The organism is Geodermatophilus sp. SYSU D00879, assembly GCF_054050375.1.
Genome location: NZ_JBJGZF010000009.1, coordinates 39,126 through 65,694, shown reverse-complemented (window position 1 = coordinate 65,694; position 26,569 = coordinate 39,126). Strand labels below are relative to the sequence as shown.

The 26,569-nt window shown below is 75.8% G+C and carries 28 protein-coding genes; 12 read left to right on the top strand and 16 right to left on the bottom strand.

The features are described from left to right. Window positions 1–63 precede the first annotated feature (63 nt). On the top strand, window positions 64–315 hold the full coding sequence (locus ACI79B_RS13450) for a hypothetical protein (RefSeq protein ID WP_456928514.1): 252 nt from the start codon (window positions 64–66) through the stop codon (window positions 313–315). Continuing rightward, complete coding sequence (locus ACI79B_RS13445; RefSeq protein WP_456928515.1) at window positions 312–2,540, top strand: glycoside hydrolase family 3 C-terminal domain-containing protein; 2,229 nt, start codon at window positions 312–314, stop codon at window positions 2,538–2,540. The genes ACI79B_RS13450 and ACI79B_RS13445 overlap by 4 nt, the downstream gene beginning before the upstream one ends. Window positions 2,541–2,588: 48 nt before the next feature. On the opposite strand, the gene ACI79B_RS13440 is transcribed toward ACI79B_RS13445, so the two are convergent. The 5 genes from ACI79B_RS13440 to ACI79B_RS13420 form a co-directional block, all read right to left on the bottom strand. Next, on the bottom strand, window positions 2,589–4,301 hold the full coding sequence (locus ACI79B_RS13440; RefSeq protein WP_456928516.1) for an MDR family MFS transporter: 1,713 nt from the start codon (window positions 4,299–4,301) through the stop codon (window positions 2,589–2,591). Window positions 4,302–4,337: 36 nt separating this feature from the next. Continuing rightward, window positions 4,338–4,940, bottom strand: a complete 603-nt coding sequence (locus tag ACI79B_RS13435; protein ID WP_456928517.1) for an acyl-CoA-like ligand-binding transcription factor — start codon at window positions 4,938–4,940, stop codon at window positions 4,338–4,340. 102 nt (window positions 4,941–5,042) lie between these two features. Continuing rightward, window positions 5,043–5,612 (bottom strand): hypothetical protein, encoded by a 570-nt coding sequence (locus ACI79B_RS13430; protein WP_456928518.1) that lies wholly within the window; start codon window positions 5,610–5,612, stop codon window positions 5,043–5,045. 30 nt (window positions 5,613–5,642) lie between these two features. Continuing rightward, window positions 5,643–6,461: an IclR family transcriptional regulator domain-containing protein gene (locus ACI79B_RS13425; protein ID WP_456928519.1), complete on the bottom strand. Its 819-nt coding sequence runs from the start codon at window positions 6,459–6,461 to the stop codon at window positions 5,643–5,645. Between the two features lie 9 nt (window positions 6,462–6,470). Then, window positions 6,471–7,964: an amidohydrolase family protein gene (locus ACI79B_RS13420; protein WP_456928520.1), complete on the bottom strand. Its 1,494-nt coding sequence runs from the start codon at window positions 7,962–7,964 to the stop codon at window positions 6,471–6,473. 210 nt (window positions 7,965–8,174) lie between these two features. Between ACI79B_RS13420 and ACI79B_RS13415 the strand changes: the two genes are divergently transcribed. Genes ACI79B_RS13415 through ACI79B_RS13395 form a run of 5 tightly spaced genes read left to right on the top strand, consistent with a single transcriptional unit; the run spans window position 8,175 to window position 12,390 of the window. After that, window positions 8,175–9,356 (top strand): CaiB/BaiF CoA transferase family protein, encoded by a 1,182-nt coding sequence (locus tag ACI79B_RS13415; protein ID WP_456928521.1) that lies wholly within the window; start codon window positions 8,175–8,177, stop codon window positions 9,354–9,356. Continuing rightward, window positions 9,353–10,174 (top strand): citryl-CoA lyase, encoded by an 822-nt coding sequence (locus ACI79B_RS13410; RefSeq protein WP_456928522.1) that lies wholly within the window; start codon window positions 9,353–9,355, stop codon window positions 10,172–10,174. The genes ACI79B_RS13415 and ACI79B_RS13410 overlap by 4 nt, the downstream gene beginning before the upstream one ends. Beyond that, window positions 10,167–11,045 carry a DODA-type extradiol aromatic ring-opening family dioxygenase gene (locus ACI79B_RS13405; protein WP_456928523.1) on the top strand — a complete coding sequence of 293 codons (879 nt, stop codon included), beginning with the start codon at window positions 10,167–10,169 and terminating at the stop codon, window positions 11,043–11,045. The genes ACI79B_RS13410 and ACI79B_RS13405 overlap by 8 nt, the downstream gene beginning before the upstream one ends. Then, on the top strand, window positions 11,042–11,401 hold the full coding sequence (locus ACI79B_RS13400; protein WP_456928524.1) for a hypothetical protein: 360 nt from the start codon (window positions 11,042–11,044) through the stop codon (window positions 11,399–11,401). Before ACI79B_RS13405 ends, ACI79B_RS13400 begins: the two co-directional genes overlap by 4 nt. A gap of 17 nt (window positions 11,402–11,418) precedes the next feature. Continuing rightward, window positions 11,419–12,390, top strand: coding sequence for a quinone oxidoreductase family protein (locus ACI79B_RS13395; RefSeq protein WP_456928525.1), 972 nt, complete (start codon window positions 11,419–11,421; stop codon window positions 12,388–12,390). Here the strand turns inward: ACI79B_RS13395 and ACI79B_RS13390 are convergent. After that, window positions 12,387–12,983, bottom strand: a complete 597-nt coding sequence (locus ACI79B_RS13390; RefSeq protein WP_456928526.1) for a helix-turn-helix domain-containing protein — start codon at window positions 12,981–12,983, stop codon at window positions 12,387–12,389. The genes ACI79B_RS13395 and ACI79B_RS13390 overlap by 4 nt on opposite strands. Window positions 12,984–13,042: 59 nt before the next feature. On the opposite strand from ACI79B_RS13390, the gene ACI79B_RS13385 reads away from it, so the two are divergent. Continuing rightward, complete coding sequence (locus ACI79B_RS13385; protein ID WP_456928527.1) at window positions 13,043–14,641, top strand: FAD-dependent oxidoreductase; 1,599 nt, start codon at window positions 13,043–13,045, stop codon at window positions 14,639–14,641. On the opposite strand, the gene ACI79B_RS13380 is transcribed toward ACI79B_RS13385, so the two are convergent. The 4 genes from ACI79B_RS13380 to ACI79B_RS13365 all read right to left on the bottom strand — a co-directional run bounded on the left by ACI79B_RS13380 (window position 14,611) and on the right by ACI79B_RS13365 (window position 19,075). Continuing rightward, a complete protein-coding gene (locus ACI79B_RS13380; protein WP_456928528.1) occupies window positions 14,611–15,390 on the bottom strand; it encodes an esterase/lipase family protein in 780 nt (259 codons plus the stop codon). The genes ACI79B_RS13385 and ACI79B_RS13380 overlap by 31 nt on opposite strands. Window positions 15,391–15,492: 102 nt before the next feature. After that, a complete protein-coding gene (locus tag ACI79B_RS13375) occupies window positions 15,493–16,515 on the bottom strand; it encodes an acetamidase/formamidase family protein (protein WP_456928529.1) in 1,023 nt (340 codons plus the stop codon). Next, window positions 16,512–17,957: an APC family permease gene (locus ACI79B_RS13370; RefSeq protein WP_456928530.1), complete on the bottom strand. Its 1,446-nt coding sequence runs from the start codon at window positions 17,955–17,957 to the stop codon at window positions 16,512–16,514. Before ACI79B_RS13370 ends, ACI79B_RS13375 begins: the two co-directional genes overlap by 4 nt. 77 nt (window positions 17,958–18,034) lie before the next feature. Continuing rightward, entirely contained in the window at window positions 18,035–19,075 is a 1,041-nt protein-coding gene (locus tag ACI79B_RS13365) for an ABC transporter substrate-binding protein (RefSeq protein ID WP_456928531.1), read from the bottom strand. Window positions 19,076–19,095: 20 nt separating this feature from the next. Here ACI79B_RS13365 and ACI79B_RS13360 point away from each other — a divergent pair, with 20 nt between their 5' ends. Then, window positions 19,096–19,563 carry a MarR family winged helix-turn-helix transcriptional regulator gene (locus tag ACI79B_RS13360; protein WP_456928532.1) on the top strand — a complete coding sequence of 156 codons (468 nt, stop codon included), beginning with the start codon at window positions 19,096–19,098 and terminating at the stop codon, window positions 19,561–19,563. A gap of 134 nt (window positions 19,564–19,697) precedes the next feature. Here the strand turns inward: ACI79B_RS13360 and ACI79B_RS13355 are convergent, their stop codons facing one another. Continuing rightward, entirely contained in the window at window positions 19,698–20,003 is a 306-nt protein-coding gene (locus ACI79B_RS13355) for a hypothetical protein (protein WP_456928533.1), read from the bottom strand. A 134-nt stretch (window positions 20,004–20,137) separates the two neighbouring features. Here ACI79B_RS13355 and ACI79B_RS13350 point away from each other — a divergent pair, with 134 nt between their 5' ends. Then, on the top strand, window positions 20,138–20,407 hold the full coding sequence (locus tag ACI79B_RS13350; protein ID WP_456928534.1) for a hypothetical protein: 270 nt from the start codon (window positions 20,138–20,140) through the stop codon (window positions 20,405–20,407). A 9-nt stretch (window positions 20,408–20,416) separates the two neighbouring features. Here the strand turns inward: ACI79B_RS13350 and ACI79B_RS13345 are convergent, their stop codons facing one another. Further along, on the bottom strand, window positions 20,417–21,598 hold the full coding sequence (locus ACI79B_RS13345; RefSeq protein WP_456928535.1) for an acyl-CoA dehydrogenase family protein: 1,182 nt from the start codon (window positions 21,596–21,598) through the stop codon (window positions 20,417–20,419). Between the two features lie 38 nt (window positions 21,599–21,636). Here ACI79B_RS13345 and ACI79B_RS13340 point away from each other — a divergent pair, with 38 nt between their 5' ends. Continuing rightward, window positions 21,637–22,761: a glycerate kinase gene (locus tag ACI79B_RS13340; protein WP_456928536.1), complete on the top strand. Its 1,125-nt coding sequence runs from the start codon at window positions 21,637–21,639 to the stop codon at window positions 22,759–22,761. On the opposite strand, the gene ACI79B_RS13335 is transcribed toward ACI79B_RS13340, so the two are convergent. Beyond that, on the bottom strand, window positions 22,734–23,240 hold the full coding sequence (locus tag ACI79B_RS13335) for a mycothiol transferase (protein ID WP_456928537.1): 507 nt from the start codon (window positions 23,238–23,240) through the stop codon (window positions 22,734–22,736). The genes ACI79B_RS13340 and ACI79B_RS13335 overlap by 28 nt on opposite strands. 99 nt (window positions 23,241–23,339) lie before the next feature. Between ACI79B_RS13335 and ACI79B_RS13330 the strand changes: the two genes are divergently transcribed. Then, window positions 23,340–24,389 carry an NAD-binding protein gene (locus ACI79B_RS13330; protein ID WP_456928559.1) on the top strand — a complete coding sequence of 350 codons (1,050 nt, stop codon included), beginning with the start codon at window positions 23,340–23,342 and terminating at the stop codon, window positions 24,387–24,389. Here the strand turns inward: ACI79B_RS13330 and ACI79B_RS13325 are convergent. From ACI79B_RS13325 to ACI79B_RS13315, 3 genes are all read right to left on the bottom strand, one after another. Continuing rightward, entirely contained in the window at window positions 24,360–25,565 is a 1,206-nt protein-coding gene (locus tag ACI79B_RS13325) for a serine/threonine-protein kinase (RefSeq protein ID WP_456928538.1), read from the bottom strand. The genes ACI79B_RS13330 and ACI79B_RS13325 overlap by 30 nt on opposite strands. A gap of 40 nt (window positions 25,566–25,605) precedes the next feature. Beyond that, entirely contained in the window at window positions 25,606–25,734 is a 129-nt protein-coding gene (locus ACI79B_RS13320; protein ID WP_456928539.1) for a hypothetical protein, read from the bottom strand. An 89-nt stretch (window positions 25,735–25,823) separates the two neighbouring features. After that, window positions 25,824–26,552 (bottom strand): hypothetical protein, encoded by a 729-nt coding sequence (locus ACI79B_RS13315; RefSeq protein WP_456928540.1) that lies wholly within the window; start codon window positions 26,550–26,552, stop codon window positions 25,824–25,826. Window positions 26,553–26,569 lie beyond the last annotated feature (17 nt).

Sequence of the window (26,569 nt, the reverse complement as noted above, 5' to 3'; positions counted from 1 at the left end):
CACCCAGGCGCGGCCGTAGTCCTCTCCCGTGCGGAGTGCGCAGCCGGCCGCGGGCCGGAGGTGGTGCTGGAGATCCGCACCGAGCCGGCCACGGGCCACTTCTCCTCGACCACGCTCGGCCCGGACGTCCTCGTCGCCGGCGTCGTCGGGCCCGGCGGCTTCGCCGAGCCCGGCCGGCTGGACGGGCGCCACCTCTCCACCGAGGTCGCCGGCGGGATGACCGGCCGGCTGGGCGGCGCGTGGTGCGCCCGCGGCTCGCTCGTGGTGCGCTCGTTCGCGTACGCCGGCGCCGACGACCCGCAGGAGCTCCCGTGACCGACCTCGACGGCCTGCCCCTCGAGCGGAGGGCGACCCTGCTCTCCGGTCAGGACTTCTGGTCGACCCCGCCGGTCGAGGAGGCGGGGCTGCCCTCGCTCGTGCTGACCGACGGCCCGCACGGCGTGCGCCGCCAGGAGGGCGACTTCGGCGGCCCCGGCATCACCCGCAACCTGCCGGCCACCTGCTTCCCGCCCGCGGTGGCGGTGGGCAACAGCTGGGACCCCGCGGTCGCCGAGCGGATCGGCGCGGCGATCGGCCGGGAGGCGCGGGCCTTGGGCGTGCACGTGGTGCTCGGGCCGGGGGTCAACATCAAGCGGTCCCCCCTGGGCGGGCGGAACTTCGAGTACTACTCCGAGGACCCGCTGCTGTCCGGGGTCCTCGGCGCGGCGCACGTGCGCGGGCAGCAGGCCGCGGGCGCCGGCGCCTCGGTCAAGCACTTCGCGGCGAACAACCAGGAGACCGAGCGCATGCGGATCAGCGCCGAGGTCGACGAGCGGACGCTGCGCGAGATCTACCTGCCGGCGTTCGAGCGGGTGGTCACCGAGGCGGCGCCGGCCACGGTCATGTGCGCCTACAACAAGGTCAACGGCGTCTACGCGTCGCAGAACCGCTGGCTGCTCACCGAGGTGCTGCGCGAGCAGTGGGGCTTCGACGGCGTCGTCGTCTCCGACTGGGGCGCTGTCGACGACCGCGCCGCGGCGCTCGCCGCCGGGCTGGACCTGCAGATGCCCGGCGACCGCGGCGCCGGCAACCGGCGGGTGGTCGAGGCGGTGCGGGCCGGGGAGCTCGACGAGGCGTACGTCGACGCGAGCGCCGCCCGGGTGGCCGCCCTCGCCCGCTACGCCGGCGGGCCCGCCGGGGAGGTCGACGTCGAGGCCCACTGCGCCCTGGCCCGCGAGCTGGCCGCGGAGTGCGCGGTGCTGCTGCGCAACGAGCGCGGCACCCTGCCGCTGTCCCCGGGCACCCGCGTGGCCGTCGTCGGGGAGCTGGCCCGCACGCCCCGCTTCCAGGGCGGCGGCAGCTCGAACGTCACCGCCACCCGGGTCGAGTCCGCGCTCGACGCGATGCGCGCCCTCGCCGGCCGGGAGCCCCCGTTCGCGCCCGGCTTCGGTCCTGGCGACGACGCCGCGGCACTCCGCGAGGAGGCCGTGGCGCTGGCCCGCGAGGCGGAGGTCGCCGTCGTCTTCCTCGGCCTGGCCGACGCCGACGAGTCCGAGGGCTTCGACCGGACGACGATCGACCTCCCCGCCGAGCAGGTCGCGCTGGTCCGCGCGGTGGCCGCCGCGGCGCCGCGGACGGTCGTCGTCCTCTCCCACGGCGGGGTGGTGTCGCTGGAGGGCTGGCACGACGACGTCGACGCGGTCCTCGACGGCGCGCTGCTCGGGCAGGCCGGCGGCGGCGCGCTGGCCGACCTGCTCTACGGCGTCGCGAGCCCGTCGGGCCGGCTGGCCGAGACCGTGCCGCTGCGGCTGGAGGACTCCCCGAGCTCCCTGTCCTTCCCCGGCGAGCAGGGGCGGGTCGTCTACGGCGAGGGTGTGCTGGTCGGCTACCGCGGGCTGGTCACGCAGGGCCGGGCGGTGCGGTACCCGTTCGGGCACGGGCTCTCGTACACGACGTTCGCGACGTCGGACCTGCGGGTCGAGGTCACCGGCGCCGACACCGCCACCGTCGCGGTGACCGTGACCAACACCGGTGACCGGGCCGGGAGGCACGTCGTCCAGGTGTATGTGTCGACGACGGCCGGGCCGGTGCGCCGCCCGCTGCGGGAGCTGCGGGCGTTCACCAAGGTGGCGCTGGAGCCGGGGGAGCGCCGCGAGGTGACGCTGGAGCTGGACCGGCGGGCGTTCGCGTACTGGGACGTCGTCGAGTCCGGCTGGGTGGTGGCGCCCGGGGAGTACGCGGTGCAGGTCTGCGCCGACGCGGAGACCGTGCTCGCCGGGCGGACCGTGACCCTGGCCGGGGACGACCTGGTGCGGGTGCTGACGATGGAGTCCTCGGTCGGCGAGTGGTTCACCCACCCGGACGCGGGCCCCGCGCTGGTGGAGGCGCTCATCGCGACCATGCCCGCCGGCGCCGCCTCACCCGCCGAGCAGGCGGTGATGCTGCAGATGATCGGCTCGATGCCGATGCGCCGGTTCGCCACCGACTTCGGCGCCGCGCTGCCGCAGGACCTGCTCGACCGGCTGATGGCCGAGACCGCCGCCGCCCGCTCGACCCGTTGACGTGCACTTCCGCGGATGTGCACGGGGCACATCCGCGGAAGTGCCCGGTCAGACGGGCAGCGGGTCGTCGTCGCGCTTGGAGAGCGTCGGCTCGGGCGCCGGGACGGCGGCCTGCGCACCGGACCGCAGCAGGGTGGCGAGCTCCTCCTCGGACTCCACCGCCTCGCCGCGGGCGACCATGCCGGCGTGCTCGGCGAGCGGGATCTCCCTCAGCACGAACGACAGCAGCAGCGCGACGGCGAGGATCGGCACCAGGTACCAGAACACCGGCGCGAGCGAGTCCGCGTACGCGTCGACGATCGCCGTCCGCAGCGGGTCGCCGGCGGCGTCGACCGCCGACGGCACCAGCGTGTCCGGCGAGGTGATGCCCGCGGCGGCCGCCTGCCCGGCGTTGCCGGTCAGCGCGCCGGTGAGGTTCTCGGCCAGCCGGCTGGTGAACAGCGTCCCGAAGACGGCGACGCCGAGGGTGGCGCCCACCTCGCGGAAGTAGTTGTTCGTCGAGGTGGCGGTGCCGATCTGGGTGGCCGGGACGGCGTTCTGCGCGGCCAGGACGACGTTCTGCATGATCAGCCCGAGCCCGCAGCCGAGCGCGAAGAACATCGCGCCGATGGTCCACAGCGACGTGTCCCCGGCCAGCGTGGTCATCCAGACCATCGTCGCGAGGATGACCGCGACGCCCGCGATCGTGAACCGCTTGTACCGGCCGTCCCTGAGGATCAGCGCGGCCGAGCTCTGGATGGTCAGGATGATGCCGGCGGTCATCGGCAGCATGAGCAGGCCGGAGTTCGCGGCCGAGAGCCCCGAGCTCATCTGCAGGAACGTCGGCATGAACGCGATCGCCGAGAACATGCCGAGGCCCACGGCCATGCCGAGCGCGGTGGCGACGACGAAGGTGCGGTTGCGGAACAGCGACAGCGGCACGATGGGCTCGACCGCGCGCCGCTCGACCAGCACGAAGACGACGGCGCAGACGACGAACGCGGCGGCCAGCGCGAGGGTCAGCGGGTCGGTCCAGCCGTCGCTGCCGCCGAGGTCGGTGAACAGCACCAGCGACGTCGTGGTCGCCGACAGCGCGACGATCCCGGCGAGGTCGAGCGGGGTGGTGCTGCGCCGGCGCGGCAGCGACAGCGCGAACCAGCCGATGAGGAAGGCGCCCACGCCGACCGGCACGTTGATCCAGAAGCACCACTCCCAGCCCAGGGCGGCGGTGTCGGTGAAGAAGCCGCCGACGAGCGGCCCGGCGACGGCCGACAGGCCGAACAGCGCGCCGATCGGGCCCATGTACTTGGCGCGCTCCCGGGCGGGGACGATGTCGGCGATGATCGCCTGCGACAGGATCATCAGCCCGCCGCCGCCGAGGCCCTGCACCCCGCGCCAGACGACGAACCAGGTGAAGTCCGGCGCGAGCGCGGCGCCGACGCTGGCCACGGTGAACAGGCCGATGGCGACGAGGAACAGGGTCCGCCGTCCCCACAGGTCGCCGAACTTGCCGTAGACGGGCATGACCAGCGTGGTGGCGAGCAGGTAGGCGGTGGTCACCCAGGCCATGTGCGAGACGCCGCCCAGCTCGCCGACGATGGTCGGCATCGAGGTCGCGACGATCGTCTGGTCGAGCGCGGCGACGAGCATCCCGGCGAGCAGCGCCGAGAAGACCAGGTTGATGCGGCGCCGGGTCAGGACGATGGGCGGGGCGGTGCCGTCGGGCGGCGGGTTCACGTCGTTCTCCAGGGGTCGTTCGGCGGTGCCGCGGGCGCGCGGCACCGGGGGGGAGCGGACGGCGCCGGCCGCTCGGGAGGGTCAGGGGCGCGGGGCGGGGAGCCCGGCGGCGAGCGCGTCCCAGGCCTCGTCGAGGAGGCGGGGCAGCGGCACGGCGAAGTCGGCGGCCAGCCAGCGGTGCAGCGCGGTGCGCAGGGCGACACCGGCGACCGCGGCCAGCAGCGTGGGGTAGGCGTCGACGCCGACCCGCGTGCCGGTGCGGGCGGCGACGGCGTCGGCCAGCGCCCGCTCGGACGCGCCGAAGGCGGCGTGCAGCCGGGCGAGCAGCACGGGGTGCTCGTCGATGACCCGCAGCCGCAGCGGCCACACCCCTGCGGGCTCGTCGGCCATCGCGGCGGCCTGCTCGGCCTGTACGGCACGCAGCGCGGTGACCGGGTCCTCGCCGGCCGGGCGCGCGGTGAACCGCTCGGCGAGGAGCGCGGCGTCACCGGGGTCCAGGCCGAGGACGGCGTCGTCCTTGGTGGGGAAGTAGTTGAAGAACGTCCGCGGGCTCACGCCGGCGCGCTCGGCGACGTCGTCGACCGAGACGCCGTCCAGCCCGCGCTCGGCGACCAGGTGCAGCGCGGCGGCGTGCAGGGCCGAGCGGGTGGCGAGCTTCTTGCGCTCGCGCAGACCGGAGGTCACCCCGTCATGGTCGCGGAAAACATGCAGTCCGTGCAAGGTTGCACGCACTGCACGGCGTGTCGGGGCCGGTGGGGATGGCCACTTCTGCCCCCCGGGCCCGGGTCAGTCGCGGTCGCGCTGCCGCTCGATCGCCTCGAGGACCGTCTTGCGGCCCGCACCGAGCTCGCGCTCGGCCTTCTCGGCCCGGTCGAGCTGGGAGTCGCCGTGCATCTCCCGGACCTTCGCGCGCGCCTCGGTCGCCTTCGCGTCGACGAGCTCGGCGGCCTTCCGCGCCTCCTTCGCGGCGTCCGTGTCGGCCACGTGCTGCTCGCCGGAGCCGCGCTTGCGCGCGTCGGTGGCCCGCTTCTCCTCCTCGGAGAGCAGCTCCCACGCGGCGTCGGGCAGGTAGCGCTTCGTCCCGCCCTCACCGCGGGCGCGGTCGCCGCCGTCGGCGGTGCGCCAGTCCTGCCCGGTCCACTCCTGCAGGTGCCGCTGCGACTCGCTGCGCTCGCCCTCGTGCCGGTAGCCGCCGCCGGCCGCCTCGTACTCGTGGGCCAGCAGCTGGCTCTTGCGGGCGCTCCACTGGCCGGGCCGCCCGCCCCGGTCACCGGCCTTGATCTCGTCCTTGAGCCGCTCGCGCAACTCGGGGTCCGTGTAGTCCCGGGCGTAGTCCTCCGCCGACTTCCCGCTCATGGGGTGGGGATTACCCCATCCGGTCGTGTCTCATCCGGCGGAGCGCGACCGGTCGACCTCCACGTGCGGGCGGGACTGCCAGCGCGCCCAGTCCGCGCTCACCTCGCCGGCGGTGCGCAGCAGCGCGGGCAGGTGCTCGGCCAGCAGCCGCTCGGTCGAGGTCTCGGCGGCGTGCACGGTCACGTTCATCGCCGCGCGCACCGCGCCGTGCCCGTCACGGACCGGGACGGCGACCGAGCGGACGCCGGGCGCGAGCTCCTCGTCGGCCAGCGCCCAGCCGCGGGCGCGCACCTCGGTGAGCTCCTCGCCCAGCTGTCCGGCCGTGCGCCCGATGTAGGGCGGCAGTCCCGAGCGGCTGGGCTCGGCGAGGGTGGCCTCGAGCCGGTCGGGAGGCAGGGCGGCGAGCAGCACCTTGCCCTGCGAGGTCTGGACGGCGGGGAAGCGCGTGCCGATCTCCACCCGCAGCGCGATCAGCTTGGGCACCGACACCCGCGCGACGTAGACGATGTCCGACCCGTCGAGCTGGGCCATCGACGACGACTCGCCGGTCCGCGCGACCAGCGCCTCCATGTGCGGCCGCGCGAGGTCCCACAACCCGAGCGCGCCGACGTAGGCCATCCCGAGCGAGAGCACCCGCGGGGTCAGCGTGAACACCCCGCCGGCCGACCGCACGAAGCCCAGCTCCTCGAGCGTGAGGAGCAGCCGCCGCGCGGTCGGCCGGGCCAGCCCCGCGGCGGCCGCCACCTCCGACAGCGTCATGGCCGGGTGGTCGGCGTCGAAGCAGGTGAGCACGTCGAGCCCCCGCGCCAGCGCCTCGACGAAGTCCGGCCCCTCACCGCGTCCGGCCACGGTGGCCCCTCAGCGCTCCCCGGCCAGGTGCCGCTCGAAGTCCGCCTCGCGGGCGGCGTGCGTGGTCTCCGACCGGTAGTCGGTGTACTGGTACGGGTTGTCCAGCACTTCGGCCGACGGCAGTTCCGGGTCCATGCCCAGGAGCCAGACGTCCTCGCCCATGTCGGCGCGCAGGTGCTCCACGGTCGCCTCGACCTCGCGGCGGACCGCCGCCAGGTCGACGCCGACCAGCCGGTGCTGCCACTTCACGACCCGCCCGTCGACGAGCACGGTGTGCACGTCGCCGCGCTGCGCCTGGAACGCCACGTGACCCCAGGGGTTGAGGAGGGGGAAGGACACCGGCGAGGCGTCGTTCTTGATCAGCACGACGTCGGCCTTGGCGCCGGGGGTGAGCCGGCCCAGGTCGTCGCGGCCCAGCGCCGTCGCCCCGCCGCGGGTGGCCCACTGCACGACGTGCTGCGCCCGCAGCGCCAGCTGGGTCACCGTGTCGCCCTTGAGGTGGGCCTCGAAGTGCTCGCGTGAGCGGTCGGCGCCCAGCGTGCTCCGCATCGCGGAGAACAGGTCGCCGCTCCACCACACGCTGGTGTCCATCGACAGCGACACCGGGATGCCGTGCGCGCGCACCTGCCAGGTGGGCGGGTAGCCCTGCCCGGCGCTCTGCTCGGACTCGGTGGAGACCGAGATCGACCCGCCGGTGGCCGCGATGCGGTGGTAGCTGTCGGGGGACAGCGACGCGGCGTGCACGTACACGGTCTCCGGCGTCGCGAAGCCGTGCTCGTGCATGAGCCGGATGCCGTCGTCGTTGGTGGCGCCCCAGACGCCGGCGTGCGTGGTCACCGGCAGGCCGAGCTCGCGGGCCACCTCGAACGCGGCCTTCTCCGGGAACGCGGGGTCGCCGGTGACGTCGAAGGCGAGCTGGAAGCCGAGCAGGTCGCCCGCGCCGGTGCGGCGGCGCTCGAGGAAGGCCTGCACCGCCTTGTCGGCGGTCCACTCCCACGGCGCGGCCTGGATGTTGCCGTAGGCGAGCACGTACCGGCCGGGCACCGACTGCAGCGAGTCGACGGCGGCCTCGGCGTGGTCGACCGTCTGCAGGCCGTGGGACCAGTCGACGACGGTGGTGACGCCGGCGTCCAGCGCCTCGACGGCGGCCAGCCGGTTGCCCGCGGCGACGTCCTCCGGGCGGAAGCGCCGGCCGTGCTCGAGGTAGTACCAGACGAAGTACTGGGTGAGGGACCAGTCGGCGCCGTAGCCGCGCATCGCCGTCTGCCACATGTGCCGGTGGGTGTCGATCATCCCGGGCATCACGATGCCGTCGGTGGCGTCGACCTCCTGGGCACCCTCGGGCGCCTCCAGCGCCGGGCCCACGGCCGCGATCCGGTCACCGACGACGAGGACGTCGGCGTCGCGCAGCACCGTGCCGGCGTCGTCCATCGTCAGCACCGTGCCGCCGCGGAAGACGACGGGGCGGCCGGCCTGCGGTGGCGGGGTCTGCGGGTCGGTCATGGTGGTCTCCTCGGACGTCGCTGGCTCGACGGACACCTGTCCGCTGATCGGACACAGGGTGGGAACGCGGCCACCCTGCTCGTGACCTGCCGCACGTGTCAAGACGGACCGCGTGCAGTTGACACAGGTCCGGGGCGGTGCCGAGACTCGGCGCGACCGGCGGACGACTGTCCGCTGACGCCAGCCCGATGCGAGGAGCGCGACGCGACGATGACGGCAGCACCCGGCGCGCCGAACCCCGAGGGCCCCCTCGCCGGCCTGCTCGTGGCCGACTTCTCCCGGATCCTCGCCGGCCCCTACGCCACGATGCTCATGGCCGACCTCGGCGCGGAGGTGGTCAAGGTCGAGGGCCCGCGCGGCGACGACACCCGCACCTGGGCACCACCGGTCCGGGACGGCGTCTCGACCTACTACATGGGCGTCAACCGCAACAAGCGGTCGGTGGCCCTCGACCTCACCGACGACGCCGACCTGGCCGCGGCCCGCGAGCTCGCCCGCCGCGCCGACGTCCTGGTGGAGAACTTCAAGCCCGGCGGCCTGGCCCGCTTCGGCCTCGACTACGACACGGTGGCCGCCACCAACCCCGCTGTCGTCTACGCCTCGATCAGCGGCTTCGGCAGTGGCCCCGGCGGGCGGTCGCTGCCCGGCTACGACCTCATCGTGCAGGCCATCTCCGGGCTGATGAGCCTCACCGGCGACCCGGGCGGCGACCCCTACCGGGCCGGCGTCGCGGTCTTCGACGTCATGGCCGGCCTGCACGCCACCATCGGCGTGCTGTCCGCGCTGAACCTGCGGCACGCCACCGGCCGCGGCCAGCACGTCGAGGTCAACCTGCTCTCCAGCGCGCTGTCCGGGCTGGTCAACCAGACCTCGGCGTACGTCGCCGGCGACGTCGTCCCGTTCCGGATGGGCAACAGCCACCCGAGCCTGTTCCCCTACGAACCGCTGCCCTGCGCCGACGGCGACCTGATCGTCACCGCGGGCAACGACGGCCAGTTCCGCAAGCTGTGCGAGGTGCTCGGCGTGCCCGGGCTGGTGGAGGACCCGAGGTTCCTGCACAACGAGGACCGCACCGCGAACCGCGAGGAGCTGCGCCCGCTGCTGGTCGAGCGGCTGAAGACCCGCACGAAGACGGAGTGGTTCCGCGACATCATCGCCGCGGGCGTGCCGTGCGGGCCGATCAACACCGTCGACCAGGGCGTCGCCTTCGCCGAGGAGGTCGGCCTGGACCCCGTCGTGACGGCGGGGGAGGGCGACGCCGCCGTACCGTCCATCCGCAACCCCATCCGGTTCTCCGAGACGGCGGCGCGGTACCGCTTGCCACCGCCCGCGCTCGACGAGCACGGTGCGGAGATCCGCCGGTGGCTGGCCGAGGGCGAGGAGACGCGGTGAGCGAGGACGGGTACCCGACCGCACTGGGCGCCTCGAGCCGCGAGTCGATCACCCTGCTCGGCACCGACCTCGCCCGCGACGTCATGGGCACGGTCGGCTTCGGCGAGCTGGCGTTCTGGCTGGCCACCCAGCGACGGCCCACGCCGGGGGAGACCCGCGTGTTCGAGGCGGTGCTCGCCGCGCTCGCCGACCACGGCTTCACCCCGACGGCGATCGTCACCCGGCTGACGTACCTGTCGGCCCCCGACTCGATCCAGGGAGCGCTCGCCGCCGGGCTGCTCGGCGGCGGCTCCCGCTTCCTCGGCGTCACCGAGGACTGCGGCCGCTTCCTGCACGAGGTCCTGGTGTCCGCGGGGGAGCTCCCGGCCGACGACGCCGGCTGGGACGCCCTCGCCCTGGAGACGGTCACCGCGCAGCGCGCGGCCGGCCGGTTCGTCCCGGGCCTGGGCCACCACGTGCACAAGGACGGCGACCCGCGCACGCCGCGGCTGTTCGAGATCGCCGGCGAGGAGGGCCTGGTCGGCCCGCACCTGGCGCTGTTCGCTGCGATCGGCCGGGTGCACCCGCAGGTGCTCGGGAGGACGCTGCCGCTCAACGGCGCCGGCGTCTGCGGCGCCGCGCTGGCCGACCTCGGCCTGCCGCTGGAGCTGCTGCGCGGCTTCGCGCTGCTGGCCCGCACCGCGGGGCTGATCGGCCAGCTCGCCGAGGAGCTGCGCCACCCCGTGGCCAACCGGGTCTTCCTGTCGGTCGACCTGGACAACCGCTCCGTCCCGCCGGACCCCTACGAGCCCGAGACCCTGGGAGGCAGTCATGGCTGAGGTGGCCGCGGTCATCGCGTCGACCCACCACCCCTTCTACTACCGCGCGAGCACCTCGACCGGCGCGGACCGGCCGCCGTTCGCCGACGAGTGGGTGGCCAAGATCGAGCGGTTCCGCGAGACGCTCACCCGGGCCGAGCCCGACGTGCTGGTGATGGTCGGCAGCGACCACTTCCACCAGCTGTGGCTGGACAACATGCCCCAGTTCCTCGTCGGCAAGGCGCCCTTCTTCGACGCCAACTGGTACAACGAGGAACGCGAGTTCGGCCTGCCGCGGATGACGCTGCGCGGCGAGGAGGACCTGGCCGCGCACCTGCTGCGCGACGGCCTCGACCGCGACTTCGACCTGGCCTTCTCCAACGAGCTGCGGATCGACCACAGCATCACGTGCCCGATCATCACGCTGCGCCCGCAGGCCGACCTGCCGATCGTGCCGGTCTACACGAACATCTTCGCCCCGCCGCTGCCCCAGCCCCGGCGCTTCGTGCAGCTGGGGAAGGCGATCCGGGAGATGGTCGAGTCCTGGGAGTCGGACGAGCGGGTGGCGATCATCGGCACCGGCCACCTGTCGCTGGAGCTCGGCGGCCCGCGCCAGTTCGGCGAGCACGGGCCCGACCCGGAGTTCGACCGCAAGGCCGTCGAGTGGATCGCCTCCGGCGACATCGAGGGCTGCCTGGCCGAGGTGTCGCTGGACTCGCTGCACGCCCCGGGCAACGCCACCCACGGCTTCATGGACTTCATGCTGATGATGGGCGCCGCCGGCGAGGGGCAGAAGGCCGACCACGTCGACACCCTCGACCTGTTCCACACCATGGAGGCCTACTTCACCTGGTACCCGAACGGCGTCCCCGGAGAGGTGGCCCCGGCATGAGTCGCTACCTGCTGGACAAGTTCCTCTTCACCGTCGACCGCGACCCCGCCCTCGTCGAGCGCTACCGCGAGGACCCGGCCGGCACGGTCGAGTGGTGGGAGGCCGAGATGGCCAACAAGATCCTCAACTGCACCGACGACGAGCGGTCGACCTGGCTGGAGTTCACCGAGGACGAGCGGCGCGCGCTGCGCGAGCACGACCACGTGACGCTGTTCCAGATGGGCGCCCACCCGTTCCTCACGCTCACGCTGTTCATCGCGATGTTCGAGCGCGACCACGGGCCGCTGGAGTACCAGAAGGCCTACGGCAGGGCGATGGAGCACATCACGCTGCCCTATCCCGACATCAGCACCTGACGTGCGGGCCACCTGACGTGCGCGCCGCCGTCGTCCGCGCGCCCGGGACGCCGCCCGAGCACGCCGAGCACCCCGACCCCACCGCCGGGCCGGGGCACACGCTGGTGCGGGTCACCGCCGCGCCGATCGTGCCGCTGGACCTGCTGTGCGCGTCCGGCACGTCCTACTTCGGCGCGCCGGCGGTGCCGTACGTGCCGGGGGTGCAGGGCGTCGGCGTCGTCGAGGAGTCCGGCCGGCTGCCGGCCGGCACCCGGGTCTGGTTCGCCACGTCGGCCGGCATGGCGCCCGGCGACGGGAGCCTCGCGCAGCGGTGCGCCGTCGACGACGAGGACCTCGTGCCGCTGACCGCCGACCTGCCCGACGCGGCGGTCGCGGCGATCGGCCTGTCCGGCGTGGCCGCGTGGATGTGCCTGGCCTGGCGCGGGCGGCTGCAGCCGGAGGAGACCGTCGTCGTCCTCGGGGCCGGCGGCGCGGTGGGGCAGGTGGCGGTCGGCGCGGCGCGGGTGCTCGGCGCCGGGCGGGTGGTGGCGGTCTGCCGCTCGACCACGGCGCGGGAGCGGGCCCGCGCCGCCGGCGCCGACGCCGTCGTGCCGCTGACCGGCGACGTCGACGCGCTCGCCGCCGCGCTGGCGCAGGCGTGCCCGGGCGGCGCGCACGTCGTCGTCGATCCGGTGTTCGGCGTCGCGGCGACCGCGGCGTCGCGGGCGCTGGCGCCGGGCGGGCGGCTGGTCAACCTGGGCGGGGCGTCCGGCGACGAGGCGGTGTTCTCCTCGGCGGTGCTGCGCGGCCGCTCGGCGGAGGTGCTCGGCTACACCAACAACGCGCTGACCCCGCAGCAGCGCCGCGACGCGCTCGGCGCCGTCCTCGCCGCGGCCGCCACCGGCCGGGTCGCCGTCGCGCACGAGACGGTGCCGCTGGCCGACGTCGGCGGCGCCTGGGCGCGGCAGGCCGCGGGCGACGCGGGCGTCCGGCTGGTCGTCGTCCCCTAGCCGCGGCCCCGGGGGGCGGCGCGCACGTGGATGCGCTCGCCCTGCGGGCCGAAGAGGGCGAGCACCTCGGTGGGCCGGCCGTCGGGGTTGCCCAGCCAGTGCGGGGTGCGGGTGTCGAACTCGGCCACCTCGCCGGGGGTCAGGGCGACGTCGGCGTCGCCGAGCAGCAGCCGCAGCCGACCGGACAGCACGTAGAGCCACTCCCAGCCCTCGTGCGAGCGCTGCTCGCCCGGCTCCCCGCCCCAGCGCGGCGGGAGCACCATCTTGTAGGCCTGCAGCCCGCCCGGGCGGCGGGTGAGCGGGATGAACGTGGCGCCGTGCCGGGTGATCGGCCGGAGCCGCACCCGGGGGTCGCCGGTCTCCGGGGCGTCGACCAGCTCGTCGAGCGGCACCTGGTGGGCGCGGGCCAGCGGCAGCAGCAGCTCGAGCGTGGGCCGGCGCTGCCCGGACTCCAGCCGGGACAGCGTGGACACCGAGATGCCGGTGTCCTCGGACAGCTGGGTCAGCGTCGCGCCGCGCTGCCGGCGCAGCTCGCGCAGCCGCGGGCCCACCGCGTCGAGGACGGCGTCGAGGTCCGCGTCGGGATCGGTCACGTTGCCAGTATGGCAAAGGTGTTTGCCTTTTTCGCGACGGCGGGTGCACCGTGGACGGCATGGACGAGACGTACGACGTGGTGGTCGTCGGCGGGGGAGCGGCGGGCCTGTCCGGCGCCCTCGCCCTGGGGCGGGCGCGGCGCTCGGTCGCCGTCGTCGACGAGGGGACGCCGCGCAACGCGCCGGCGCACGAGATGCACAACTACCTGGGCCGCGACGGCACGCCCCCGGCCGACCTGCTCGCCGCCGGGCGGGCCGAGGTCGCCGGCTACGGCGGGGTGCTGGTGGACGGCACGGTCACCGCGGTCGGCGGGGCGGCCGGCGCCTTCACCGTGGAGCTCGCCTCCGGGCGGGTGCTCGGCGCGCGGCGGCTGCTGGTCACCACCGGCCTGACCGACGAGCTGCCCGACGTCCCGGGCGTGCGGGAGCTGTGGGGCACCGACGTCCTGCACTGCCCGTACTGCCACGGCTGGGAGGTGCGCGACCGGGCGATCGGCGTGGTCGCCACCGGCCCGATGTCGCTGCACCAGGCCCAGCTGTGGCGGCAGTGGAGCGCCGACGTCGTGTTCTTCCTGCACACCGCGCCGGAGCCGGACGACGCCACCGCCGAGGCGCTGGCCGCGCGCGGGATCCGGGTGGTGCGCGGCGAGGTGGCGGCGCTGGAGACCGACGGCGGCCGGCTGACCGGCGTCCGGCTGGCCGACGGTGAGGTGGTGCCGCGCGCCGCCGTCGTCGTGGCCCCGCGGTTCACCGCCCGCTCGGCGGTGCTGACCGGTCTCGGCCTGGAGGCCCAGCCGTTCCGCATGGGCGAGGCGGTCGTCGGGTCGCACGTGCCGGTCGACGCCCGCGGCGCCACCGCGGTGCCCGGCGTGTGGGCGGCCGGCAACGTCGCGGACCCGAGCGCGCAGGTGATCGGCGCCGCGGCCGCCGGGCTGATGGCCGGCGCGCAGGTCAACGCCGACCTGGTCGCCGAGGACACCCGGGCCGCCGTCGACGTGATCCGCGCGATGAGCGACCCGGAGTACGGCGAGCAGTGGTGGGAGGAGCGCTACCGCACGCACGGCTCCGGCGTGTGGAGCGGCCGGGTCAACGACGTCCTGGCCACCGAGGCCGCCGCCCTGCCGCCGGGCCGCGCGCTGGACGCCGGCGCCGGCGAGGGCGGCGACGCCGTCTGGCTGGCCCGCCGCGGCTGGGCGGTGACCGCGCTCGACCTCTCCCGCACCGCGCTCGACCGGGCGGCCGCGGCGGCCGAGGCGGCCGGGGTGCCGCTCGAGACCCGCAAGGCCGACGTCTCCTCGTGGCGGCCCGGTGACGAGCGGTGGGACCTGGTGACCGCGTCGTTCCTGCACTTCCCGCCCGGCACCCGCGACGCCGTGCTGCGGACGCTGGCGTCGGCGGTCGCGCCCGGCGGCACGCTGCTGGTGACCCTGCACGACGGCAGCGACGCCGCCCACGGCATCCAGCGGCCGGGGTCGCCCGACTGGTACGCCACCGGGGAGCAGATGGCCGCGGTGCTGGACCCCGGCGACTGGGAGGTCCAGGTGGCGGAGGCACGGCCGCGGGAGGCGCGCGAGCACGAGCACGGCTCGGCGCACGCCGCCGACGCGGTGCTGCGCGCGCGGCGCCGTCAGCCGGTGACGTCGTCCTCGCTGGTGTAGAGCAGCCGCAGCCGCGCCGGCGGGGTGAACGGCCGCCAGCCGTCGCGGGTCTGGGCCAGGCGGTCGGCCACCAGCCACAGCACCGCCGGGTCGTGGCCCATCCCGAGGTGACTGGCGTGCACGCCGACGTTCTCCGCGCGCGGGCCGGGCGTCTGCCGGCAGGCCCGCCAGTCGACGACGCCGTCCCAGCGCGAGTACACCGCGGTGCTCGGCACCGGCAGCCCGCCGAGGCCGCCCCGCCCGCGCGGCACCGCGTGCAGGTGGCGGTAGCGGGCGTAGGCGCGGGCGCCGGGGCTGTCGTCGGGCGGGCCGCCGGCCAGCCCGAACGGCGAGCCGAGGCTGATCACCTGGCGGACCAGGCGCGGCACCCGCAGCGCCAGCCGCCGGGCGTAGATGCCGCCCAGGCTCTGCCCGACGATGCTCACCGGCCCGGCGTGCTGGTCGGCCAGCCGCTGCACCAGGCGGGGCAGCTCGTCGGTGATCTCCTTGGTGGGGCCCCGGTTGCGGCCGAGCTCCCAGCCGACCACCGGGTAGCCCAGGCCGCGCAGCCAGCGGCGCAGGGTCGCGGTGGAGGCGTCGGAGGCCATCAGGCCGGGCAGCACGAGCACGCCGTGCGGCTCGCCGCGGGGGGCGCCGCGCAGCAGGGGGTAGGTCAGCGCGAGCGCGCCGGCGCTGGCCGCGGCCCGCACGGGCTCGGTGGCGGCGAGCAGGCGGCGGCGGGCTTCCGGGCTGTTCGGGGCGTCGGTCACGGTCTTCCCTCCGACGGCGGTGACGGGTCTGCGACACCGCTACCCGGCCGGGCGCCCGGGACTCGTCTTCCGCGCGCGAAAGGCGGGTCCCGGGCGCCGGTCTCAGCGCTCCTGCAGGTACGCCGCCGCGGTGGCGCGCAGCCGCTCGTGCACGCCGTCGGCGGCGACCGCGCCGGGCAGGTACCGCTTCGCCAGCTTGGCCACCATCGTGTAGTTGGTGTCGACGACGTTGCCCGCCGGCGCCAGCCCCGCCTGGCTGACCAGCTGCAGCGCGTCGAGCCGGTCCCAGCCGGCCAGCTCGGCCGCCCAGGTCACCAGGTCGTGCTGGCTGATCCGGTAGGCGTCCTCCAGCGGCCGGACCGAGCCGGTCGACATGAGGAAGTCGTCGCTCTCCAGCCGCGGCCAGGCGGGCCCGCCGCCCTTGACCAGGTCGACGACGACGACCGTGCGCATCGCCGACTCGACCGCGGTGCCGCAGACCTCGCCCTCGCCCTGCCGGCAGTGCCCGTCGCCGAGGGAGAGCATCCCGCCGGGCACGTTGACGCCGAAGTAGACGGTCGTGCCGGCCCGCACCTCCGGGGTGTCCATGTTCCCGCCGTGCGCGCCGGGCGTGATGCTGGCGAACACCTCGCCCGCGGCCGGCGCGACGCCGATCGTGCCGTGCATCGGGTCGAGCGGGAGCTCCACCTCCGGGCCGCCGCGGCGTGGGCGGAACAGGCAGGTGCCCCGCTCGCGGTCGATCTCGTAGAGCCAGACCAGCTCCTCGAGCGGCTCGTGCAGCATCGCCGTCGAGTGGGTGGTGGTCAGCGCGCCGAAGTGCGGGAAGGTGCTGGACACCGCCCAGTCCCGCGCCGGCGCGACGTCGACCAGGTGCACCGCCAGGGTGTCCCCGGGCTCGGCACCCTCGACGGCGATCGGCCCGCTCACCGGGTTGAGGAACGGGAAGTCGCACACCTGGCTCGGCAGGTCCTCGACGCCGCGCACCTTGCCGCCGTAGCAGTCCTCGGTGGTCAGCTCGACCACCGTGCCCGGCGCCACGGTGAGCAGCGGCTCGCCGCCGCCGAACGAGTAGCGCAGCTGGTCGGGGGTCGGCTCCAGCGAGACGACCTCGAGGGACGCGGTCACAGCTTCTCCTCCGCGCGGATCTCGGGCCGCCGGCCCGTGGCGATCAGGACGATCATCAGCACCACGCCGATGGCCAGCCACACGAAGCCGAGCTCCTGGGCGGCCACCTGGGCGTTGTAGACGACGTAGGCCAGGATGCCGAACCCGACGACCGGCACCACCAGGTGCAGCCACCAGTTGCGGCTCCCCAGCCGGCCGATGAAGTGCCACACGACGGCGACGTGCAGCAGCAGGAACGCCGACAGCGCGCCGAAGTTGACCAGGGTGGACAGCAGCGTGATGCCGTCCTCGCGCTGCTCCATGTAGAGGCCGAGCACGAGGGAGACGACCGCGACGAGGAAGGTGGCGTTGACCGGCACGCGGCGGGTCGGGTGCACCTTGCGGAGGAACCCGGGCAGCTGGCGGTCGCGCGCCATGGCGAACAGCAGCCGCGAGGTCGCCGCCTGGGCGACCAGGGAGTTGGCGAAGCCCCAGGCGACCGCCGTCGCGATCGCCGTCAGCGTGCCCAGCCACGCCCCGCCGGCGACCTCGGCCGCGTCGTAGAACGCCGTCCCGGCCGCGTCGCCCTCGCTGATGAGGGTGTCGGGGTCGGGCACGAGCAGCGCGGCGACCCAGGTCTGGACGATGAACAGCGTCCCGGCCAGCGCGAGCGCCGCGATCATCGCCTTGCCGATGGAGCGGGCCGACTCCCGGTTCTCCTCGGCGAGGGTGGAGATGCCGTCGAAGCCGAGGAAGCTCAGCACCGCGACCGACACCGCGCCGAAGACCAGCTCGAGGGAGAACGTGTCGCTGTTGTAGATCGGCGAGAAGTCGAAGCCGCGGCCCTCGCCGGAGGCCAGCGCGACGACGCCGATGACCAGGAAGATCGCGAGCACGATCAGCTCGGCGACCAGCATGATCTTGTTGACCCGGGCCGTGAACTCGATGCCGAAGTAGTTGACGACGGTGTTGAGGACGACGAAGCCGATCAGCCAGACCCACACCGGGATCGAGGTCACGATCGAGTTCATCGCCACCGCGGCGATGAGGTAGAGCAGCGCCGGGACCAGCACGTAGTCGAGCAGGATCATCCAGCCGGCGATGAAGCCGACCGGCTGGGCGATGCCGCGGCCGGCGTAGGTGTAGACCGAGCCGGCCATCGGGAACGCCCGGGACATCTGCGAGTACGACGCCGCGGTGAACGCCATCGCCAGGCCGCCGATGGCGTAGGCGAGGGCGATCATGCCCCCGCTGGCCTGGAAGACGCTGCCGAAGATGCCGAACGGCGCGATCGGCACCATGAAGACCAGGCCGTAGACGAGCAGGTCGGTGAACGTCAGCGAGCGCTTGAGCTCCTGGCGGTAGCCGAACTCCTCGACGCCGGCGGCTCCGGCTGCCGGGGCCGCGCCGGCACCGGTGGTCCCGGTGGCGTGCGCGGACGGGGTGGTGCGGGGGTCGGTCACGACTCCTCCTCTCGGCCGGCTCGGAGCCGGACGCGGGGAGGGTAGGCCCCATTGCTTCCGATCGGAACCATCGGGGGTCAGCCGCGCGGACCGACCTCGCGGAACACCAGCCCGTCGGCGCGCGCCAGCCGCGGCCGGGGGATCCGCGGCGGCCCCGGGGTGCCGGTCTCCAGCAGCCGCGCGGCGGTGCGGACGCCGGCGTGCACGCCGCGGGCGTAGGCGCAGACCACCGGCGCGCTCGGCCCCACCCGGGCCGCCAGTCGCTCCTGCAGGGCGAGCTGCCCCTCGTCGCCGGCGCCGTCGGCCGCCGCGAACGAGGGCATGCAGGCGTAGAGCTCGCCGGTGCCGTCGCCGCCGACGGCGTACAGGCCGTTCTCCTCGAGCGCGCCGGACAGCCGCACCACGCGGCGGTCGAGCCCGGCGCGGGCGAAGGCGCGGTTGAAGGCGACCAGGTCGCGGCCGACCAGGCTGAGCAGCACGGCGTCGGCGCGGGTGCGGCGGACCAGGTCCAGCGCCGGGCCGGGGTCGGCCGGGCCGAACGGGACGAGCAGCTCGCCGGCGACCTCGGCGCCGAGGTCGTGCAGCACCGACCGAGCGGCGCGGTGCACCGCCTGCGGCCACACGTAGTCGGTGCCCAGCAGCACCCAGCGCCGCGCCCGGCGGTGGCGCACCAGCCAGGTCAGCGCGGCGGCGTGCTGGGCCAGCGGGGAGGCGCCGATCCGCAGCGCCCCGCGGGACCCGCGCCCGCCCTCGTGCGGCGGGGTGAAGACGTAGCCCGCGCGCCCGGCCAGCGCGGCGGCGACCGCGCGGGAGACGTCGCTGGTGGAGAAGCCGACGAGGACGTCGACCGCGCCGGCGGCGTGCAGGGCGGCGACGTCGGCGGCGACCTCGGCGGGCCGGCGCCCGGCGTCGACGGTGACCAGCTCCACCGCGCGGCCGCGGACCCCGCCGGCCTCGGTGACCTCGTCGGCGGCCAGCGCGGCCAGGTCCAGCGCGGACGGCGCGGTCATCGCCAGCGGCCCGGTCAGCGGGACGGCCAGCCCGATCCGGACGACGTCGGGGGAGCGGCCGACGACGGCCGCCTCCCACGCCTCCATCGGAGCGGTCGGTCCGGGCACCTCCTGAGTATGGTGCGGCCATGGCGGTCGAGCAGCAGGCCACGGGCACCGCGGTGCCCGCCGCGCGCCCCACGCCCGCCGCCTCGCTGGTCGAGCTGCTGGCCGTCGTCTCGCGGCGGGTCGCCCGCGGCGTCGGGACGGTGCTCGCCGAGGACGGCGCGACGCTGGAGACCTACCGGCTGATGCGCGCGCTCGCCTCGGGTCCGGGCCGCACGATGAGCGAGCTGTGCGCGGCGCTGTGCGTCCCGGCGCCCACCGCCACCCGGATGGTCGACGGGCTGGTCGACGCCGCGCTGGCCTACCGGCTGCCCGACCCCGAGGACGGCCGCCGCGTGCGGGTGCACCTGTCCGCCCGCGGCCGCACCCGGCTGGACCGGCTCGAGGCACTGGTGTCCGCGCACGAGGCGGCGCTGACCACCGAGCTCGGCCCGGCCCGGGTCGCCGCGCTGGTCGCCGCGCTCTCGGACCTCGCCGACCCGCCCGCCTGAGGAAGGACCTCCCTGCCCCCCACCGTGGAAGGACCCCGTCCTCCCCACCCTTCGCAGGCTCAGGGTGGGACCCGGGACGGGGCCGGCGGCGGGCTTCTGCAGGGAGGCCGCCCGAGGGGCAGCGGGGGCCGTCGTCAGTCGGACGGCGGGAGGATGCGGGGGACGAAGACCTCGTCGATCGGGCGCGGGCCGACGTACTGCCGGCAGGTGCACGGCACCCAGGTGTGACCGGCGAACCGGCCGCGTCGGTCGAAGGTGTCCCGGCGCAGCTCGGCGTAGCAGGTGTTGGTCCCGGTGTCGTGCTGGCTCAGCGTGTGCCCGCAGCCGCACACCGGCGTCGGGTTCGGCGGCGGGCCCGCGGGACGACGGCGCCCGAGCCGGCCGGCCACGAAGCCCGCGGCCAGCAGTGCCGCACCGATGACCAGGCTGACAGGTTCCACCGTCGTCGCTCCTCCGCTCCGCAGACCTCCCGACGGTAACGCCGCGGGCGCGCTCGGGGTGCCGGGTGCGGGCGCGTTCCCGTTTCACCCGGACGGGCGGTTCGATACGAGACCGTCCCGGGCACGTCCAGCTCGTGGACTCACTCGCGGTCGGATTCGCCCGTCCTGACCGCTGGATCCAGGGCACTGCGGCCGCCCAGCGCACCCCGTGGCACGCCGTCCCGTCGGTACGGCCGGCGGCGGAGCGCGACGGCGAGGTGGAGCTGGCCCTCTGCGGGTCGATCGTGCAGATCTGGGGCCACCAGCGGTGGGAGCGCGTCGGTGCGGGGCGCACCGGCTGCCCGGACTGCCGCCGGCTGTCCGGGCTGGCCTGGGAGCAGGCCCTGCTCAGCCGCGCCGGCTGACCGCGGCGGTCAGCGCCGCCGGCCGCTGATCGCCGACAGGCCGGTGATCTCCCGGCCCACGATCAGCGCCTGCACGTGGTCGGTGCCCTCGAAGGTGTAGATCGCTTCGATGTCGGCGTGGTGCCGGGCGATGTGGTGCTCGAGCAGGATCCCGTCGCCGCCGAAGAGGTCCCGCGCGTCGGCCACGATCCGCCGGGCGGTGGCGCAGCAGTGCCGCTTGGCCAGCGACGCCATCGCCGCGGTCATCCGGCCGGCGTCGGCGAGGCTGGACAGCCGCCAGCACATGAGCTGCATGGTGGTGATCTCGGCGAGCATCGTCGCGAGCTTCTCCTGCACCAGCTGGTAGCCCGCGATCGGCTGCCCGAACTGCTCGCGGTGCAGGCAGTGCGCCAGCGCCAGCTCGTAGGCCGCCGTCGCCACGCCCAGCGCGCGCCACGCGACGGTGTACCGGGTGCGGTCGAGGACCGTGGAGACGTCCTTGAACGAGCGGCAGTTGGCCAGCTTGTTCTCGGCCGGCACGCGGACGCCGTCGAGGGTGATCTCGGCCTGCCACACCGCCCGCAGCGCCGTCTTGCCGGTCATCACCCGCGTGCTGAAGCCGGGCGTGCCCTTCTCGACGACGTACCCGCCGACCGCGCCCTCCTCGTCGCGGGCCCAGATGAGCACGTAGTCGGCGATGGTGCCGTTGCCGATCCACTTCTTCTGCCCGTCGAGGACGAAGACGTCGCCGTCGCGGCGGGCGCTGGTCTCCAGGGCGACGGCGTCCGACCCGTGCTGCGGCTCGGTCAGGCCGAAGGCGCCGATCTTCTCCATCCGCGCCATCTCGGGGAGGAAGCGCTCCTTCTGCTCCTCGGAGCCGAGCATCGCGATCGACTGCATCGCGAGGAAGCTGTGCACGCCGTTGAAGGTGCCGACGCTGCCGTCGGCGCGGGCGAGCTCGGCGGCCACCAGGCCGGCGGCGACGGCGCTCATCCCCGGCGAGCCGTAGCCCTGCACCGTACCCCCGGCGATGCCGAGCTCGGCGAACCCGGGGACCAGCTCGAACGGGAACTCCGCGCGTTCCCAGTAGTCGTTGATCCGCGGCGTCACCTCCTTGTCGCACCAGGCGCGCACGCGGTCGCGGATCCCGACCTCCTCGGGGGTGAGCAGCTCCTCGAGGGCGTAGAAGTCGGTGCTCGCGGTCTCAGGCACGGCCCGACGCTACGCGCGGGCAGGGCATGCTGCCGGGCGTGCGGATCGTCGTCGCCCCGGACTCCTTCAAGGGCACGCTGACCGCGGAGGACGCCGCTGACGCCGTCGCCCGCGGCCTGGCCCGGGTGCGCCCGGACGCCGAGGTGCTCGCCCGCCCGGTGGCCGACGGCGGGGAGGGCACGGTGGCCGCCGCCGTGCGCGCCGGGTACCGCCCGGTGACGACGACGGTCGGCGGCCCCGACGGCCGGCCGGTGCGCGCCACCTTCGCCGTCGACGGGACGACGGCGGTGGTCGAGCTCGCCGCCGCGGCCGGGCTCGGGCTGCTGGACCGACCGGCGCCCACGACCGCGACCACCCGCGGCGTGGGCGAGCTGCTGCTCGCCGCGCTCGACGCCGGCGCCCGGCGGGTGGTGCTGGGCCTGGGCGGCAGCGCCACCACCGACGCCGGCGCGGGGCTGCTGCAGGCGCTCGGCGTGCGGCTGCTCGCCGCCGACGGCCGCGACGTCCCGCCCGGTGGCGCGGGGCTCGCGCACCTCGCGCGGATCGACCCCGGCGCCCGCGACCCGCGGCTGCACGGCCTGGAGGTCCGGGTGGCCACCGACGTCGACAACCCGCTCACCGGCCCGTCCGGCGCGGCCGCGGTGTACGGGCCGCAGAAGGGCGCCACGCCGGCGCAGGTGGCGGAGCTCGACGCGGCGCTCGCGCGGTTCGCCGCGGTGGTCCGCCGCGACCTCGGGATCGACCTGGAGGGGCGGCCGGCGATGGGCGCGGCGGGGGGCGCCGCGGCCGGGGTGGCCGCCGTCCTGACCTGCTCGGTCGGGTCGGGCGCGGAGCTGGTCGCCGACCTGGTCGGGCTGGACGAGGCGCTGGCGGGCGCGGACCTCGCGATCACCGGTGAGGGGTCGCTGGACGCGCAGTCGCTGCGCGGCAAGGCGCCCGCGGTGGTCGCCGCCCGGGCCCGGCGGGCCGGGGTCCGGTGCGTGGCGCTGGCCGGGCGGGTGGCGCTGAGCGACGACGAGCTGCGCGGGGCCGGGTTCGCCGCCGCGCACGCGCTCACCGACGTCGAGCCCGACCTCGCCCGGTGCCTCGCGGAGCCCGCGGCCGTCCTCGGGGAGCTCGCCGCCCGGGTCCTGGCTCAGGCGCCGAGCAGCCCCCGCACGTAGGCCGCCTGGCCCACGTGCTGCAGGTCGTCGGACAGCACGCTGACCAGCCGGACGCCGAGGGTGACCGGCGGGTCCCACCGCCGGTCGACGACGCGGTCGAGGTCGTCGTCGGACAGGCCGCCGAGGAACTCCGCGCTGCGGGCGGCGACCGCGTCGGCGTACTCGAGCAGCAGCTCCGCCGAGGGCACCCGGACCGACGCCACCTCCTCGGCGCTCATCCCGTAACCGGTGGCGGCGTCGTCGACGGGCAGGCCGAACCGGCCCGCGAACCCCTGCGCGGTCCACACCTGCTCGGTGCCGGCGACCTCGGCGAGGTGGTCGTCCTGCACCCGCAGCAGGTGCCAGGCCAGCCAGCCGACCGGGTTGGCACGGGGGCCGACGCGCTCGGCCAGCTGGTCGGGGGACAGGCCCTCGACGGCGGCGTGCAGGGTCTCGCCGATCTGCGCGTAGGCGTAGGTGAGCAGGTCACGGGTCCGCATGACCGGCCGCTACCCGTCCCGCTCGCGGGGGACGCCTGCGGGCGCCGGCCGACGGTAGGTTGCGGTGTCCGCCCGGCCGTAGAGGGAGCCAGATCGTTGGTGTTCTTCCTGCAGCGGCTGCTGCGCTCCCTCCGCGTCCGGCTGTCCGGCTGGCGCCTGCCGCTGGCGGTCATCCTGCTGGTGTTCCTCACCAGCTGGGCGGCGATGGCGCTGGTCGAGCCGGCCGCGACCGGGATCGCGGCGCCGGAGAGCTACTGGTGGTACTTCGTCGTCACCGCCGCGACCGTCGGCTACGGCGACCTGTACCCGTCGTCGGTCGGCGGCCGGGTCGTCGGCGCGTACGTCGTCGTCGGCGGGATCGTCACGCTGACGCTGCTGTTCACCGAGCTGGCCACCGCCCTGCAGACCGCGCGGGGCAGGCGACTGAGAGGAGTGGTCGGCCTGGACCTCCGGGACCACGTCGTCGTGCTGGGCTACACGCCGGGGCGGACCGAGCGGATCGTCACCGAGCTGACCGTCGAGCCGGGCACCCGCATCGCGCTGTGCGCCCACGACGACGTCGCGGTCAACCCGATGCCCGAGGAGGCGGCGGTCTCCTTCGTCCGCGGCGACCTCACCCATGCCGACGTCATGGACCGCGCCGGCGTCGCCCGCGCCCGCACGGTGGTCATCGACGGCCGGGACGACAACGAGACCCTGGCGATCGCGGTCGCCGTCGACCACGCCAACCCGCGGGTGCACATGGTCGCCGCGGTCCGCGACCTGGGCCGGCGCGACACCCTCCGCTACGTCAACCCCGGCGTGCAGGTCGTGCAGTGGCACATGCCGTTCCTGCTGTCGGAGGAGGCCGCCGACCCCGGGCTCACCGAGATCTACAACGAGCTCATGACGGCGGGCGGGCACGGCAACACCTACTCGCTGCGGGTGCCGGCCGGTGCGCGGCCGCGGACGTTCGGCGAGTGGCAGACCGCCCTCGGCCGCGACCACGGCGCCACGGTGCTGGCGCTGCGGACCGCCGAGGACCTCCGGGTCAGTCCCGCCTGGGACACCCCGGTGCCGGAGGGCGCGACGCTGTACTACGTCGCGGCGCACCGGCTGGACGTCACGCGGCTGGACCGGTCACCACACGCCGAACGCGGCGGCCACTAGCGCCAGCACCCCGCCGATCGCGGCCAGCACGGCGAGCACCGCGATCAGCACCGGCACGACCACCCAGCGGCGCCGGAACCGCCGCCGGGGCGGTAGCGGGGGCGGGGGCGGCGCCGGCAGGGGAGCGGCGGCGCGGGCGTGCCGCTCGGCGCGCCGCTCCCGGTGCCGGTCGGCCAGGTGGCGCGCCTGGTCCCGGGCGTCGCGGGCGACGGTGCCGAGCACCGAGGCCAGCCCGCGCAGGTCGTCGAGGTCGAAGCGCTCGACCCGGTCCCCGAGGGCGGGGCGCGGACCGGCGGCGCGCGGGCCGCCGGCGGCGGGGGGCCACGCCGGCGCCGGCCCGGCCGGCCCGGCCTGCCCGGACAGGGCGCGCAGGGCGGCCCGCGTCCGCGCGACGTCCCAGCGCCGCGCGGGGTCCTTGGTCAGCAGCCCCTCGAGCACCGGCGCCAGCGGACCGGCCCGCTCGGCCGGCGCGGGGTCCTCGGAGACGACGGCCAGCAGGGTGGCCATCGACTCGGGCCGGTCGAAGGCCCGCCGGCCCTCGACGGCGGTGTAGAGCGTGGCGCCCAGCGACCACAGGTCGACGGCGGGGCCGGGCTCCTCGCCCCGCGCCCGCTCCGGCGCCATGTAGGACGGCGAGCCGATGATCGCCCCGGACGTGGTGATCGACGGCCCGCCCGTGGCGACCGCGATGCCGAAGTCGGTGAGGTGCGCCGAGCAGTCGCGGCCGACGAGCACGTTGGCCGGCTTGACGTCGCGGTGCACGATCCCGGCGGCGTGCGCCGCCTCCAGCGCGGCCAGCACGTCGAGGCCGATGCGGGCCACCGCCGGCCAGGGCAGCGGGCCCTGCCGCTCGACGATCTCCTGGAGGCTGAGCGAGTCGACGAGCTCCATGACCAGCCAGGGCCGGCCGTCCTCCTCGACGACGTCGTAGAGCGTGGTCACGCACGGGTGCACGAGCCGCGCCGCCGCCCTGGCCTCGCGCAGCGTGCGGTCGCGCAGCGTCCCGCGCTCGTCGTCGCTGAGGTGGGCCGGGAAGGTGACCTCCTTGAGCGCCACCGGCCGGCCCAGCACCTGGTCGGTCGCGCTCCAGACCACGCCCATCCCGCCGCGGCCGAGCATCCCGGTGACCGCGTAGCGGCCGGCGACCAGCCGCCCTGCACCCGTGTCGGCGGACATGGGCGGACGGTACGCCCGCGGAGGAGCCGGCGTCCCGCCCTCAGTCGGTCCCGTCCTGCGGCGGCTCCGGCTCGCTCCGCGCCTCGAGGGAGGCCTCGGTCTCCGCGTCCTCCATCTCGAGGGCGATGTCGCGCGGCTGCGGCTGGTCGGGCTGCGACGGCGTCGTCATGACCGCAGCCTGCCCGCCGACGGCGCGGTCCGCCCCCCGGGACGGCGCCGGCCCCCGTCCCGCGGGGACGGGGGCCGGCGGCCGGGAGCTCAGGGGCGCAGCGCGGCCCGGACGACCGGGACGAGCGCGGTGAGCACCAGCGCCTCGCCGAGGACGCTCACCGCGACCGGGAACTCGCCGCTGGCCAGGACGAACCCGGCCAGGTAGGCGGGCGCCGCCCAGACGGTGACGTCGGCTCGGGCGCGGACCAGCGCGACGGCGGCCAGCAGCGTCCCGGCGATCGCCGTGGCCACCAGCGGGCCGAGGACGAGGAACGGCGGGCCCTGCTGCACCGACGTCCAGGTGCCCGCCGCCGACGGGCCCCCCTCACCGGCCAGGACGACGGCGATCAGCCGCATCCCGGCGAACCCGCCGCCGCCGACGCTGCCGGCCGCGAGCAGCGCCGCGGCGACGCCGGACAGCCACGGGGCGCGGCGGCCGCAGGCCAGCGCGATCACCGCGGCGCCGGCGATCCCGGCGACCATCGCGACGAGGTAGACGACCACCGAGGCGACCTGCGCGGCCGGCGACTCGGCCAGGCCGGCCAGCCACGGGCCGGCCTCGTCGCGGGGGAGGCCCTCCGACGTGAGCACGTACTGGGCCGCGAGCGCGACCGGGCCGAGCAGGGCGGCGCCGGCGAGCAGCCGCCGGCGGGGGTGCGGCGCCGGGGCGCCCGCCGGAGAAGGAGCGGGGGCGGCGGCGGTGGTCTCGGGGGTGGTGGTCTCGGGGGCGGTGGTCTCGGGGGCGGTGAGGCCGGAGCCGAGGCGGGTGGTGGTCACGGTGTTCCTCTCGGGGG